A 14,906-nucleotide genomic window follows, 5' to 3' on the forward strand; every position below is an offset into this window, starting at 1 on the left:
CCCGTCGTACCGTCGACCGTGTACTCGGGGACCACAGAGCCCGGAGCGCAGCCGGAAGGGCTGACCTCCAGGTCAAGCGTGGCCGAACAGCCCGCCGCCGTGGTAAAGGTATACGTGCCCGCATCCGAAGGGGAAACCCCGCCTAGGTCGTGGGACCCAGTGGCGCTTCCGCCGCCGGGGAGCGAGATCGTCACATCGGAGGACCCGGAGACCGTACCAAGGACAACCGGATCCCCCTCGTCGACCACCAACGTGCCCGTACCGCTGCCCGTAGTACCGTCGACAGTATACTCGGGTACGACCGATCCGGGGACGCAATCTCCTACCGTCAGATTAAGGGTTATTTGACAACCCTCTGCCGACGTCAACAGATATGCTCCGCTATGTGAAACACCTGCGCTCGGAATATAGTAATTATCACCAACTGTACTCCCGTCGGGGAGCGTGATCGTGAGATCAATATCATTTGGTATCATACTTAAAGTAACCCGGGCACCTTCTTCCACTTGCAGTTCAGTTTCCCCTGAGGCCCATTGGCCATCTACATTATATTCAGGAAGAATATCCCCTGGAGGACAATTCAGAATCTGTTGTACTTGAAAGTCCAATTTTTCTACACATCCATCGGCCGAAGTGAAGGTGTACATACCACTTTGTGCAGGAGTGACATTTCCTAAATTATGGTTATCACCCACAGTACTCCCATCGGGTAATGTAATTGTCAGACCGACCCCATCGGGCAACATACTTAAAATTACTTCTTGTCCTTGGTTAACATTAAGGGTACCTCCACTACCTGTCAATCCATCGACTATATATTCTGGAATAATACTGCCAGAAGGACAATTTGCCGAAGCGTTTACTTGTAGAAAAAAAGTTGCTATACACTCATCGGCCGAAATAAAATTATAACTGCCCGACTGCGAAGGAGAAGCACTTCCTAAATTATAACCACCATTGACAATAGTTCCATTCGGAAGCCTAATGGTAAGGCCAGTCGTATCCTCTGCCGAACCAAGCATAACGTTTTGTCCCTCATCAACAGTCAGTGTATTTCCACTACCCGAAACTCCTTCTACCACATATTGGGGCACAAAACTACCAGGGGGACACCCTCCAACTGTAAGGTTTAAAGTAGTCTTGCAACCATTTGCAGAGGTCAACAAATATTTACCACTATCGGACTCACTAACTTTTCCGAGTAAATGGTTATCCCCAACTGTATTACCATCAGGTAACGTTATAGTTAGACCTATTCCGTTCGGTATCATACTCAAAGTAAGATCGGTTCCTACATCAACATGTAAGTCTTCTGCTCCAGAAGACCATGTTCCTCCTATTCTATACTCGGGAACAATACTTCCAGGTGGGCAACTGGCTGCATCATTTACCTGTAAATTTATTGTCTCCACGCAATTCTGTCCGGAGGTAAATGTATAAATTCCACTTTGAGCAGGAGTGACATTTCCTAAATTGTGGTTATCACTCACCGTGCTGCCATCGGGCAAAGTAATCGTTAAATCAACACCATCGGGTAACATGCTCAAAATCACTTCCTCGCCTTCATCGACTACCACATCTCCACTACCGCTCCCAGTAACCCCATTGATGGTGTATTCAGGAATCAAACCTCCGTTATCACAAATCGGATTGTTAAAAGATATAGTAATAAACACTGAACAGCCCTGTTCGGATTCAAGGCGGTAAGTACCAGAATCGGATTGAGAGATACCATTGATGGTATAATCACCCGCTACATTGTATTGGACTGTTCCGTTAGGTCTTGATACATTGAATTTTAAACCATTGGGTTGAAGACTAAGTCTTACGTTATCACCTTCTATCGGATAAATTGTTACGTCTTGCCCAGGGTTTCCTGTTTCATAGGCCGGTGCTGAATCGGTCAACCTCCATTCAGGAGATACGACAGTATCACCTGGATCACATCCGCCAGAAACATCTAATTCAAATACTGTAGCACACCCATTGGCCGTGGTAAGAACAAATTGCCCCCTATTGGAACCATCAACTATACCATTATTTCTATCTGGATTTCCGTTACGGTCAACATTCGTGTCGATTTTATAGGCGGTTGTATCTTCGAAATTTGGAAAATCATCCACAGAGCTAAGAGTCGGACCATTTACTTGTGGTGTAGTCACAAAATACTCTCCGCTTGTTTGCGCCCTAATATATACTTCACGACCCGCGGTAACATTTATGAAGTTTCCGGTTTGCCATTCACCATCATCAATTTTGTACTCGGCAATAATCGCATTTGGAGGACAGTCTACTATTTGCGGGTTTCCAGTCTGTTTACCCAAATTGTAGTAGTTCACTATCTCCTCAGAGCCCAATGCCTTATTAAACACTTTCAACTCATCCAAACGACCATCCAGTTCATCTGAGATGCCACTGGCGTTACCGTATGGCTTTACAGGACCTGGTCGTATGTCATAGAAACCAGAACTGGTAAAAGTGTCATACTCAGTTCCATTATTCATAAGTGTTATACTACCAGCCATATCCTTAGTGCAAATTTCAACACCATTTACATAAAGCCTTGCAACTTCACCATCATAGGTCGCCGCAATATGATTCCATGTATTCATAGGATCATATCCCGCATAACATTCAAGTAGGCCGTTTTCAGTTCTGAAGGACCATTTATATAGCGAGTTATGATAACCAAAGAAAATACTTGGATAATCATGCCCGAAAATATTGACGTTGGAAACCACACCCGTTTGGGGTATCACACTTCCAGAGTCTCTATTAACCCATGCCATCACTGTTATATTTTCGACAATAGAGGTCAATGATGTTGATCTCGGTATTTCTACTATAGTATTGCTCTGAAACTCGAGACCATCCATTTCCAGGGCCCCGCCAAAAACACCATTGTTATTCCAATAATTTGAATTTGGAGTAACCTCATTTCCGTTATCATCACGTTCCTTTATGACAGCATTATTATTATATTGAGAATTATCAGTGACATTCACCCCTGTTCCTTCGTCAAAATTTAAATCAAGTACCAAATTAGGGTTGTAATCTTGAGTCGTAGCGTTGCCAATCTTCAAAGTTGTCGCAATTGAAGGCACCCCATTTGCGTCCAATGCAAAAAGCATATAGTAACCAGGTGGTAATAAATTTCGGTTTGGGATAGTCAAAGAATGTGAGGTTCCCGCTGTTGTGGTCAAAGGAATTCTCCGCTGCTCATTATTGGTACTATGGGTTGCAGCAGAAAATCTTATTAAACTGAAATCACTAACACTGGTATTGGTTGTTACATTTAGGGTTTCTCCATAATCTACGATAGTTTCCCCATAACTCCCTGTTGCTGGCGAGCTAGGATTTGTTACACCAACGATTTGAGGTCTAGTGGCTAGATTACCTGCTGCATCAAACAAATAAGGAGGACTATAAATTTCTGCATCGAAATGGTTTACACAGTCAGGATTAGGACCAGAGCATAGCCCCCCACCTCCAACAAAAACCCTACCGTCGAGCATGAGAATACCCACACTATGATAAGTTCTTGCTATGGTCATTCCTGCAACATTACGCCAAGTATTCGTTGTGGGATTATACATTTCAGCTGTAAGACGGGCGCCTACATCAGTAAAAACATGGGCGATATCTAAACCTCCAGTAACCAAAACTTCTCCATTAGGCAGAACCGTACTATTATGCATGGTTCGCGAGTAAGAGAGATTGTTGTTGGTCGGGGTCACGGTCACTGTAGGCGCAGATTCATTTATGTCACCGGATCCATTTATGTCAATAACATAAGAATTATCCTTTGCGGGCGTATCACTATCATAAGACCTTGACCCCCCAACTTTTAAGATTTTTCCAATATCGAACATAACGGTAGTACCTTTCATAGAGTATGTGTCATTACCCCGCTGACCGGCATCCGTCCAAGAACCACCATTTGCAACATCAATCCAATGCATACGTTCGCCAGGTCCAGCATGAAATACTTTTCCATTTGGTGCAGGCCATAACCAAGCATGATTATCTACCCGATATATACCCCTACCTTCTTGTGATAGATCATTACTGTTCCAGAGCAATTCATTTTGTAAACCTGGCAAAAGCGTCCAACCCGTTAAAGGAGACCAAAGTTCAGCATCTTTATTGCCTTCCCCTCCACTCCATGATCCTCCAAGTGTAAAAACCGAACCGTCTGAAAGTGTTACATTACCCTGATATCCGCGAGGGATATTCATTTCATCGGCCACACTCCACAGCCCCGTAAGCGGATCATATATACTTGTACGTTCACTTGTGGTACCCCCGGAAGACAAAATACGTCCGTCTGGAAGGTTGTTAATTCCTGGACAAAACATGTCATGATCAGTATTGGATGTAAATTCACCCAATGCTTGACCATTCGGACCCAAGAAAGGGTCGAATATTTCGGTAAAAGTCGCCCCATCACCTTCGGCTATAAAAGTACCTCTGAACTGGGAAGACCAAGTCAAGAGTTTACCATCTGGAAGATTGGCCACAGCCACCGGAACTATTCCGAAAGATACCGGCGGACTCCATTGTCCTTCATCAGAAGGATTTTGGGCCGTCGAAACTAAAAAGTAAAAATTACAAAGAAGTAGAACTAAAGTTCGATAAGTGTAAAGATTTCCCATTCAGAAAATATTAGTGCGATTAAAAATTTGATTCAAGTATTATATTTACAGGGGAATCACTCGGGTCTCCAAAGTTAATGGGAAAGATTGCTTTTTCGACCAACCTACCGATTTAATCGATTTATTGGCTTAAATTATCGATAAAGTGCAATTTAACTTTTTTTTGTGCTAAACTGTAACAATTAGATAATCAGATAATCTATAATACAAACCATTCGTCTTTTGAGCCTCAAAAATGAAAATACAGATGCGTTATTAGAACTGTGTCTTAAAAATGACCAATGTGCACAAATGGAGATTTACAATCGCTATTTCAAAGCCATGTACAATACAGCTTTTCGAATTCTAAAAAAGAATGACGAAGCTGAAGATGTTATGCAAGAATCATTCTTGAGTGCATTTACCAAACTACATACTTTCAAGGGAGAGGTTGCCTTTGGAGCATGGTTAAAAAGAATCGTCATCAACAACAGCATAAAAAGCTATAGAGCCCAACAAAAAAAGAATGAGGTGGCTCTAGAATCAATTATTCACAAGGTCAAAGACTATGATGAAGTTACCTCTGACCATGCGTTTTCCGAACTGAAGGCTCAAAAGGTAATGGAAACCATGGAACAGTTAAGGGACAACTACAGAATTTCTTTGACCTTACATTTAATCGAGGGTTTTGATTATGAAGAAATCAGTTCAATTATGAACATTAGCTACGCTAATTGCAGAACCACTATTTCAAGAGCAAAGGAAAGTCTGCGAAGAAAATTACAAATCTCTCAATGATAGAAAAAGAAAAATTAGAAAATCTGTTCGCCGAAATTCGGGAATCCCTTGACTATCACGAACCGGATTCAGGACATAAAGAGCGTTTTTTTGAAAAATTAAACGCTAAAAATACCTCGATTTCTGATGTGCGAGGCAGAAGAATAAGGTGGATAAAATCGCTTTCAATTGCAGCTTCTTTGGCATTAATTATTGCCCTTGGCGCATATATTGGGAATGCCGAACCTACAATGGAAGAACAAGTTGCCAGAATATCACCTGAAGCATCGAATACACAATTTTATTTTGCGAATCTAATCGAAGAACAGGTCAAAAAGTTAAAGGAAGAAGTGTCGCCAGAAACGCTTAAAATAATAGATGACACCTTATTACAATTAAAAAATTTGGAGAAAGATTACAAAGAACTAGAGCGAAATCTTATACAAGGGGGAAATAGCAAATTGATCCTAAGTGCAATGATTACCAATTTTCAAACACGTATAAATCTATTGAACGCTGTTCTGAACCAAATCGAAACTATTAAAATATTAAAAAATAACAGTAATGAAAATACTATTTAAATCTATAGCCTTCCTTTTTTTAATAGCCCCACTAGCCCTTTCGGCAACTGAAGGGAAGCTAAAAGGCAAATACACCAAAGAAAAAACCATAAAAAAGGAATTCAATGTGAATGCCGATGCCTTGTTAAAAGTGAGCAATAGCTACGGAAACCTCCATATCTCTTCGTGGAACGAAAACAGAGTGCTAATAGAAGTGCATGTAAAGACGAATGGAAACAACGAGGAAAAGGTCCAAAGAAAATTGGATGAGATCACTATCGACTTTGAAGCGAATACGAGCGAGGTTTCGGCCAAAACCCTTTTTCACAACAATAAAAGTGATTGGAGCTGGAATTGGGGCAGAAGCAACAATGTCAATATGCAAGTAAACTATACGATCAAACTACCTATTAAGAACAGTGTGAACCTTAACAACGATTATGGCGGTATTAACCTAGATCGTATCGATGGGCATGCCAAAATCAGTTGTGATTATGGCAGGTTGGAAATAGGCGAACTTCGCGGAAGAAATAATAGCTTGAACTTCGATTACACCACCGAATCTCATATCGGATATATCAAAAGCGGTGAAATCAGGGCCGATTATTCAGGCTTTACGATCGACAAAGCGGAAAATCTTATAATTAATGCCGATTATACCAGTTCTACCGTGCTAGAAATGAAAAATCTTCAATACACCTGCGATTACGGGAATATTGAGGTAAAGGAGGTCAATAACATACAAGGCAAAGGGGACTACATAAACGTAAAACTCGGAAAAGTTCACGGCAATGTCGAAATCAAGGCCGACTACGGAAATGTTAAAATCGAGGAAATGGCGGAAGATGCCGGAAATTTAGCAATTTCATTAGATTACACCGGAGCTAAAATTGGGTATCACCCGAACTACCATTTTGATTTTGAAATCAGAACTTCCTATGCTGGAGTCAGCGGTAATGAAGATTTTGAAATCAGTACCAGTTCTGAGAAATCGAATGAAAAATACTATAAGGGCTTTTACGGAAAAGCCAATAGCGGCAATAACTTAACCATCGATAGTGATTACGGCGGAATATCGTTCCACAAAAACTGAATATCAATCAGACTTTGAAATAAGTTCAAGGCTATAAAAACGTAAAATCATGAAAAAATTTACTGTAGTAGCTTTAGTAACTCTAAGCATTTTGTCTTGCACTGCGCAATGGGGCAAAAAAGTAGCGGGTAATGGAAACATAGTTACCATAGAAAGAAATACTAAAGATTATGAAGATATCGGAGTGTCAGGCTGGTTTGATGTTGAACTGGTTGATGGCCGTGAAGGGGAGCTCACCCTTACCGGGGAAGATAATCTTCTGAAACACATTATCACCGAAGTAAAAAATGGAAAGTTATCGATTAGGGTAGAAAAAGGATACAATTTAAAACCTTCTTCTTGGAAAGATGGTATACGTATAACCATTCCTGTAGAAAGCATAAATTCTCTAGCCCTATCGGGTTCAGGAGATATTGTCGGAAAAAAGAAACTTAAAAGTGATGACCTTCAGGTGGCCATATCGGGCTCGGGAGATGTAACTTTAGAGGTAGAAGTAAGTCGTTTTTCAGCTGCGATGTCTGGGTCTGGAGACATGAGGTTAAGTGGAGAAGCTTCCGATTTCGAAGTAAGTGTATCCGGCTCAGGAGATATCGATGCTTTCGAACTCAATGCGGAGAATGTTGATGCCTCCGTATCAGGGTCAGCAGATATAAACGTTACTGCTCATAAAATGTTAAAGGCACGCGTTTCAGGGTCCGGAGATATTGAATATCGAGGAAACCCCGAAAAAGTCGATACCAAAACCTCGGGATCTGGTGATATTTCAAAAGGATAATTAAAAAACGGACACACTATGTCTAAAGACCTCTTTTCAAAAGAGGCTTTTTATTTGGGTACTTCTTCTTTTCCACTCGAGTCAATAGAAACATTCCGATTAAAAAGAATAGTCCCAAAAAAATAATCGCATTCCGCATATTACCAGTCACTTGGGCTACGTAGCCGTACATAAAAGTCCCGATTACGATTCCAATTTTTTCAGCCACATCATAAAATCCGAAGAAAGAAGTAGTATCGGTGGTTTCAGGTAAAAATTTTGAGTAGGTAGATCTAGATAGCGCCTGTATACCTCCCATTATGACCCCGACACATCCGGCGGCAATATAAAAATCCATGGGTGTCACCACAAAATAGGCGTACACACAAATGAAGACCCATAAAATGTTGACCACAATAAGTGTGTTGATATTCCCAAAGGTCTTGGACGCCATAGCCGTAAATGTTGCCCCGAAAACAGCCACAATCTGAATAACCAAGATACTTACTATCAAACCCATGGTGCGCTCTGAATCGGAACCCCAATGAATTTCTTCCTCTCCAAAAAAGGTAGCAATCAGCATAACGGTCTGAACCGCCATACTATAAACAAAAAAAGCACCTAGATAACGCTTCAGTTTGATTTCGTCGCCCAACTGCCTCCAAACCGCTTTCAATTCCCTAAAGCCATTGAGAACAATATTTTTACGAACACCTTCCTGCTTGTATCCTTTTGGTAAATGAAAAAAGGTATACTGACTAAAAATAATCCACCAAACTCCTACGGATATAAAGGAATATTTCATGGCCTTTATTTCAGCGGCTTCACCCGAATCGCCAATAATTCCGAATAATTCGGGCCGCATGACCATTGCCAAATTGAACAATAGCAATATTACGCTACCGATATACCCCAAAGAGAATCCTTTGGCACTAATTCGGTCTTGTTGCTCAGGAAAAGCAATATCAGGTAAATATGAATTATTGAAAGCCATACTGACCCAGAAACCCACCAATCCGAAAAAATAACAGGTAAGACCTAGATAAATATTATCTAGGGAGAACCAGTAAAGCCCTATACAAGAGAATGCACCCAGATAACAAAAAAATCTAAGAAACATCTTTTTATTGCCGAGATAATCGGCAATGCCCGAAAGTAAAGGAATACATAGTGCTATGAACAAGAAAGCTACGGAGGTCACATAACTGATTAATGGGGCACGCGCAATTTCATTCCCAAATACCGATACTTTTTCAATTCCACGCACCCTAAACAACGCCCCATAAAATATGGGGAAAATCGCGGAACTGATAACCAGACTGTATGTTGAATTGGCCCAATCATAAAAGGCCCATGCGTTCAACAGTTTTCTACTTCCTTTTATCGGTGTCGATTTTGCCATATCAAAAAGAAAGACCGTTCCATATAAGGAGCGGTCTTTTCTCTATTTCTACTTTATATTTATTCTCATTTCTGGAACGAGGTCACACCAAATTTCTTGGCCTCTTCACGTGCAAGGGGTGCCCATTCGGTCAAATTGCTGATACGGGTATCGTTCGAAGGGTGGGTGCTCATAAATTCTGGTGGCGCTTCTCCGCCGCTATTCGCCTTCATTCGTTTCCAAAGTTCGGCAGCTTCTCCAGGGTCATAGCCTGCAATAGCCATAATCTGTAAACCAATTCGATCAGCCTCGGTTTCATGGCTTCTGCTAAAAGGAAGCATTATACCAACCTGAGATCCAATACCATAAGCTTGATTGAATATACTTAATTTTTGGGGGTCTTGAATGGCAATATTACCGGCCACCGCACCCAATTGTTGCAATGTACCCGCGCTCATTCGTTGCGCTCCGTGATCGGCGAGGGCATGTGCCACCTCATGACCCATTACAACCGCCACCCCTGCTTCCGTTTGCGTTATAGGGAGTATACCCGTATAAAAAACAATTTTGCCACCTGGCATACACCACGCATTAACCGTTTTATCGTCTACAAGGTTATATTCCCATTTATAATCTTTAAGATAACCGGCATACCCATTTGCCGTTAACCAACGCTCGGCCGCCGATGATATACGTTGCCCCACCTTAGTTATCATTTTGGCATCCGAAGTGCCTGTAACCACCTTGTTTTCGGTCAAAAATTGATCATATTGCGCAAAAGCCGTAGGGAATACTTGGCTATTCGGGTAAAAATTCAAAACTTTTTTTCCCGTGAAGGGATTGACCTTACAAGCGGATACGCCAATAAAAATCAAAATTATTAAAAGTACTTTTTTCATCTTCTTCAGTATTTATTTTTCTTAAAATACAAAAAAACTAATTCCCCGTAATATGCAATTCAGTAAAATCTTTACTTATCTCTATGGTATTATTACCATTCAATTTTAAATCTTTTAAAGCTACCTTTTCGTTATCGACCTCTACATTAGCTATTTTAAATGGAAGGCCATGAAATTTAAAAGTAAAGTTCTTATAAGGGGTGATAAAAGAACCATCTTTAAATTGTTGTATAATCAGTTCGTTTTCTTTTCCTCGCAACCTAAATTTTCGTAAACTATAACGTCCCTTTTTGTAATCAAAACCATCTTGCCCATCTTCATAAACAGTTGAACTTTCGGCTCCTATTTTAAAATAAACATCCAAAACAAGCTCAGTTATTTCAATCTCCCCAACATACTGCTGTACGGGATATTTAGGAATAATGGCTCCTTCTTTGATAAATAGGGGTATCTTATCTATATCGGCGATCACCCATCTCTCTTTACCTCCTACTATGGTTTCTTCTGTCCAATAATTATACCATTTTCCGCGAGGCACATACATTCTTCTTCCTTTGGCATTGGGTTCTTGAACGGGGCATACCAAAATTTGCTTTCCGAAAATAAACTCATCTGTTCGGAAATGTGTTTGGGTATCTTCTTGATCATAATGAACCAACGGTTGCAACATGGGCGTACCATCTTGAATATAGTTCCAGAACATGGTATACAAATATGGAAGCAACTGATACCTCAGCTCAATGAACTTTCGTACAATATTCGTCACTTCGGAACCAAACGACCACGGTTCTTGATCTCCATGGTCACCACTTGAATGCACTCTACAGAAAGGGTGGAAAACACCTAATTGAATCCATCTCGCGAACAACTCACCATTGGGTTGTTCGGCAAATCCTCCAATATCTGATCCTACAAAGGAGAAACCGCTCATGCACATACGTTGCACTTGCACGTTTGCGATCCACAAATGTTCCCAGGTAGCCACGTTATCACCTGTCCAGGTCGACGTAAATCTTTGGGCTCCTGAATAGGCCGAACGCGTAATTACAAAAGGTCGCTTCGGATACACATATTTCTTAACCCCTTCGTAAGTAGCCCGCGCCATTTGGGTACCATAAATATTATGGGCCTTTCTATGGCTACACGGATGACCATCGTAATCGTGCCGAACATCAAGGGGGAAAGTCTTGGTAGGCACTTCCATCACAGCCGGCTCGTTCATATCGTTCCAAACTGCCTTGACACCGATGTCGCCAATTAATTCTTTATAAAGAGTTGCCCACCATTCCCGTACATCGGGATTGGTGAAATCGGGAAAATTACATTCCCCAGGCCATACTTTACCCCGCATGTAGGGACCATCTCCCCTCTTACAGAAGAAATCATTGTCTTTCGCCTGTTGATAAACCCAATAATCTTTATCTACCTTAATTCCCGGATCTATTATTGCAACGGTTTTGAACCCATCATCACTAAGCTCTTGTACCATTTTCTTTGGATCTGGAAAATAGTTGTTGTTCCAAGTGAAACACCTAAAACCCTCCATATAATCAATATCCAAATAAATAGCATCACAGGGAATTTTCAAATCCCTAAATTTTTTGGCAACCTCTTTGACCCTTTTTTCAGGATAATAGCTCCATTTAGATTGATGAAACCCTAGAACCCAAAGTGGCGGTAACTCAGGAGTGCCAGTCAAATCGGTATATGATTTAACCACATCAGGCATTTTGGGGCCATAAAAAAAGTAGTAGTTCATTTCACCCCCATCTGCCCAAAAACTAGTGACATTTCTTCTTTCATGGGCAAAATCAAAATAAGACCTGAATGTATTATCAAAGAATAACCCGTAGGATATATTATTATGAAGCCCAATATAAAAAGGAATAGCCTTGTACAAAGGTTCTTGGTCTTTACCAAAAGCATATTGGTCCATCGCCCAATTGTCGACCCTTTTTCCTTTCAAATTCGAATGTGTAGCCTTATCGCCCATGCCATAGAAACTCTCGGCACCTTGAGTAATCTTGCTCATTTTAACCACATTTCCGCCGTACTCATAATTTTCTTCCCAATGGAAACCAAGCTCATCTTCGTTAATAATATTTCCGTCTAAATCAGAAATCTGAACACGAAGTGTATCGATATCGACAAGGACCCTAATTTTAGATGTCTCGACTATATATTCAGTTTCTGTTTTCACCACATTGAGGTGATTGTACCCTATACCTGCATCATCATTAATTGCATAAGAAAAATCGGGTTCAAAAACATTTTCAGTGGCATACCTAAATCGAAGTACACTATCTCGTAAAATCGTTATTTGGAGTATTACGCCGTTGGCCGTGGTGAAGAAAAGTTTATCTGCATCTTGTAAAAAATCCACTATTTTATTAGGGTAGAGATTCCCCTTATATTCCAACTCTGTATTTGTTATCATGGTTTGGCTATATTTTAAAAAAAACCCAAATTACGGACTTTAGCCGAGATTCTGAATATAATATTATTAGCAATTATTAACTATTACGATTTCGTTAGTTTTAAGCGCCTAAAATTATCCAACAAATGAAAAAAAAAGTTGCTTTACACCTAAAAAGTAGGTAAATAATTTTTAAACCGTTAAGGTCGAACCATTACAAAAATGCCCAAAAATCAAGAATTACCACCCGATTCCTTGAGGTTATTTTGCTTTTACCGTGCCCGTAAATTTCGACCATTCTATTGTCAATTTTTGCATTTCACCGACCGCATAGATGTATGCTTGGCATAAAACCAAGAACTCCCATTAACTGGAAGTTAAGGTGTCGTTAGACATAAAAGATTTACTGAAAAATAAGAATACTTAAGGGAGGTATAGTGACCACCATAGATTTTTTTTGCCCATTCCACGCCTTGGTCGATAACTTTATCGCGTTATTTTGAATACCACTACCACCATATTTTTTGGCATCGCTATTGAAAATTTCCTTTATCTGACCTGATTTAGGTACACCTATTCGATAATTTTCTCGAGGTACCGGGGTAAAATTACAGGCAATCAAAATATCGTTCTTCTTATCATGACCTTTACGGAGATAGGTTATTACCGAGTTCTCATGATCACTATAGTCGATCCATTCAAAGCCCTCTGGACTAAATTGCTTTTCGTACAATGCAGGATATGCCTTATAGATATGATTTAAGTCTTTTATCAATTCTTGTACGCCAGAATGAAAATCGTATTGTGTGAGGTGCCATTCGAGACTCTGCTGGAAGTTCCATTCGGAGGTCTGCCCAAACTCACCGCCCATAAATATCAAATTCGTACCTGGATGGGTAAACATATATCCAAAAAGTAATCTCAAATTGGCAAAACGCTGCCATTCATCACCAGGCATTCGGTATACCAAAGATTGCTTTCCGTAAACCACTTCATCATGCGAAAAAGGCAGCATAAAGTTCTCGGTAAAGGCATATGTCATACTAAATGTCAAATCGTTCTGATGGTGTTTTCTGTAAATGGGTTCCTTCTGAAAATACTCCAAGGTGTCATGCATCCATCCCATCATCCATTTCATACCAAAACCAAGACCACCATATTTTATGGGTCGAGAGACTCCGGTAAATGCCGTTGATTCTTCCGCAATGGTCTGTACTCCAGGAAAATTGCTGTATACCGTATCATTGAATTCCCTTAAAAAAGATATCGCCTCTAAATTCTCATTGTTACCATAAATGTTCGGTTCCCACTCCCCTTCTTCCCTTGAATAATCTAGATATAACATTGAGGCAACTGCATCAACCCTTAGACCATCTACATGATACTTATCTAACCAAAATATCGCATTGCTGATTAAGAAAGCTCGCACTTCGTTTCTCCCATAATTGAATATAAGACTCTTCCAATCAGGGTGGTACCCTCTTCTTCTATCAGGATGTTCATACAAATGCGAACCATCAAAGAAGCCAAGTCCGTGAGCATCTTCAGGAAAATGTGAAGGCACCCAGTCAAGAATTACACCGATATCGTTCTGGTGCAGCTTGTCGACGAGCAATTTAAAATCTTCCGGTTTACCGAAGCGGGATGTTGGAGCAAAATAACCCGTAAGCTGATACCCCCAAGATGGATCGTACGGATACTCCATAATCGGCATGAACTCAACATGGGTAAAACCCATTTCCTTGACATATTTCACTAAATCCTCGGCTAATTCAATATAAGAAAGAAAAGTATTGTCAGCCTTTCGTTTCCAAGAACCCAAATGCACTTCGTATACAGAGTAAGGCTTATCTAAACCATTCTTGTCGGCCCGATAACCCATCCATTCTTTATCTTTCCAATCATATTCAGCATCCCAGACTATAGATGCTGTCTTGGGCGGATGTTCGCAATATTTGGCAAAGGGGTCGTTCTTTTCTGTTTGAACGTCCCAATTATTAGAGTGTATTTTGTATTTGTAAAGTGTACCCTTATCGATTCCAGGAATAAAACCTTCCCAAATACCACTGGCATCCCAACGTACATTAAGCTTATGGTCCCCTTCTATCCAATAATTGAAATCTCCGATTACGGACACTGATTTCGCTGTCGGTGCCCAAACGGCAAAATAGGTACCTTTTACTCCATCTACCTCTACGATGTGGGAACCTAATTTTTCGTAAAGCCGGAAATGTTTTCCTGCTTTGAAAAGATCAATATCAAACTCGGAAAATAAACTGTGCGGTACTACTTTGCCCATGTTTTTGTTATTAGTTGTTATTTATAGTTCGAAATAATCAACATCAAATTCATTCTGTCTTCTTATAAAAAATCAAGAACACGCATGTACAAT

General features: G+C 40.5%; 9 protein-coding genes. 4 read left to right on the plus strand and 5 right to left on the minus strand.

What is annotated here, in order from left to right; genetic code table 11:
• Positions 1 to 4,655 (minus strand): galactose oxidase-like domain-containing protein (locus tag BLS33_RS20455; RefSeq protein ID WP_089894276.1); only part of this gene is annotated, 4,655 nt, incomplete at its 3' end.
• Positions 4,656 to 4,877: 222 nt separating this feature from the next.
• Here BLS33_RS20455 and BLS33_RS20460 point away from each other — a divergent pair.
• Genes BLS33_RS20460 through BLS33_RS20475 form a run of 4 tightly spaced genes read left to right on the plus strand, consistent with a single transcriptional unit; the run spans position 4,878 to position 7,839 of the window.
• Positions 4,878 to 5,432: an RNA polymerase sigma factor gene (locus tag BLS33_RS20460; protein WP_089894279.1), complete on the plus strand. Its 555-nt coding sequence runs from the start codon at positions 4,878 to 4,880 to the stop codon at positions 5,430 to 5,432.
• Positions 5,429 to 5,992 (plus strand): hypothetical protein, encoded by a 564-nt coding sequence (locus BLS33_RS20465; protein ID WP_089894282.1) that lies wholly within the window; start codon positions 5,429 to 5,431, stop codon positions 5,990 to 5,992. Before BLS33_RS20460 ends, BLS33_RS20465 begins: the two co-directional genes overlap by 4 nt.
• Positions 5,976 to 7,064 (plus strand): DUF4097 family beta strand repeat-containing protein, encoded by a 1,089-nt coding sequence (locus tag BLS33_RS20470; RefSeq protein ID WP_089894285.1) that lies wholly within the window; start codon positions 5,976 to 5,978, stop codon positions 7,062 to 7,064. The genes BLS33_RS20465 and BLS33_RS20470 overlap by 17 nt, the downstream gene beginning before the upstream one ends.
• Before the next feature lie 49 nt (positions 7,065 to 7,113).
• A complete protein-coding gene (locus BLS33_RS20475) occupies positions 7,114 to 7,839 on the plus strand; it encodes a head GIN domain-containing protein (protein ID WP_089894288.1) in 726 nt (241 codons plus the stop codon).
• 22 nt (positions 7,840 to 7,861) lie between these two features.
• Here the strand turns inward: BLS33_RS20475 and BLS33_RS20480 are convergent, their stop codons facing one another.
• From BLS33_RS20480 to glgB, 4 genes are all read right to left on the minus strand, one after another.
• A complete protein-coding gene (locus BLS33_RS20480) occupies positions 7,862 to 9,220 on the minus strand; it encodes an MFS transporter (RefSeq protein ID WP_089894291.1) in 1,359 nt (452 codons plus the stop codon).
• A 65-nt stretch (positions 9,221 to 9,285) separates the two neighbouring features.
• On the minus strand, positions 9,286 to 10,098 hold the full coding sequence (locus BLS33_RS20485) for a M48 family metallopeptidase (RefSeq protein WP_089894293.1): 813 nt from the start codon (positions 10,096 to 10,098) through the stop codon (positions 9,286 to 9,288).
• Between the two features lie 37 nt (positions 10,099 to 10,135).
• Positions 10,136 to 12,535: a glycoside hydrolase family 31 protein gene (locus tag BLS33_RS20490; protein ID WP_089894296.1), complete on the minus strand. Its 2,400-nt coding sequence runs from the start codon at positions 12,533 to 12,535 to the stop codon at positions 10,136 to 10,138.
• Between the two features lie 382 nt (positions 12,536 to 12,917).
• A complete protein-coding gene (gene glgB / locus BLS33_RS20495; RefSeq protein WP_089894299.1) occupies positions 12,918 to 14,813 on the minus strand; it encodes a 1,4-alpha-glucan branching protein GlgB in 1,896 nt (631 codons plus the stop codon).
• Positions 14,814 to 14,906 lie beyond the last annotated feature (93 nt).

The organism is Kriegella aquimaris (assembly GCF_900103215.1).
Classification (GTDB): domain Bacteria; phylum Bacteroidota; class Bacteroidia; order Flavobacteriales; family Flavobacteriaceae; genus Kriegella; species Kriegella aquimaris.

Bases quoted from the DNA above. Each gene is read 5' to 3' on its own strand.
- BLS33_RS20480 (WP_089894291.1), bottom strand. From the start codon at position 9,220: ATGGCAAAATCGACACCGATAAAAGGAAGTAGAAAACTGTTGAACGCA.
- glgB (WP_089894299.1), bottom strand. From the start codon at position 14,813: ATGGGCAAAGTAGTACCGCACAGTTTATTTTCCGAGTTTGATATTGAT.
- BLS33_RS20470 (WP_089894285.1), top strand. From the start codon at position 5,976: ATGAAAATACTATTTAAATCTATAGCCTTCCTTTTTTTAATAGCCCCA.
- BLS33_RS20485 (WP_089894293.1), bottom strand. From the start codon at position 10,098: ATGAAAAAAGTACTTTTAATAATTTTGATTTTTATTGGCGTATCCGCT.
- BLS33_RS20465 (WP_089894282.1), top strand. From the start codon at position 5,429: ATGATAGAAAAAGAAAAATTAGAAAATCTGTTCGCCGAAATTCGGGAA.
- BLS33_RS20475 (WP_089894288.1), top strand. From the start codon at position 7,114: ATGAAAAAATTTACTGTAGTAGCTTTAGTAACTCTAAGCATTTTGTCT.
- BLS33_RS20490 (WP_089894296.1), bottom strand. From the start codon at position 12,535: ATGATAACAAATACAGAGTTGGAATATAAGGGGAATCTCTACCCTAAT.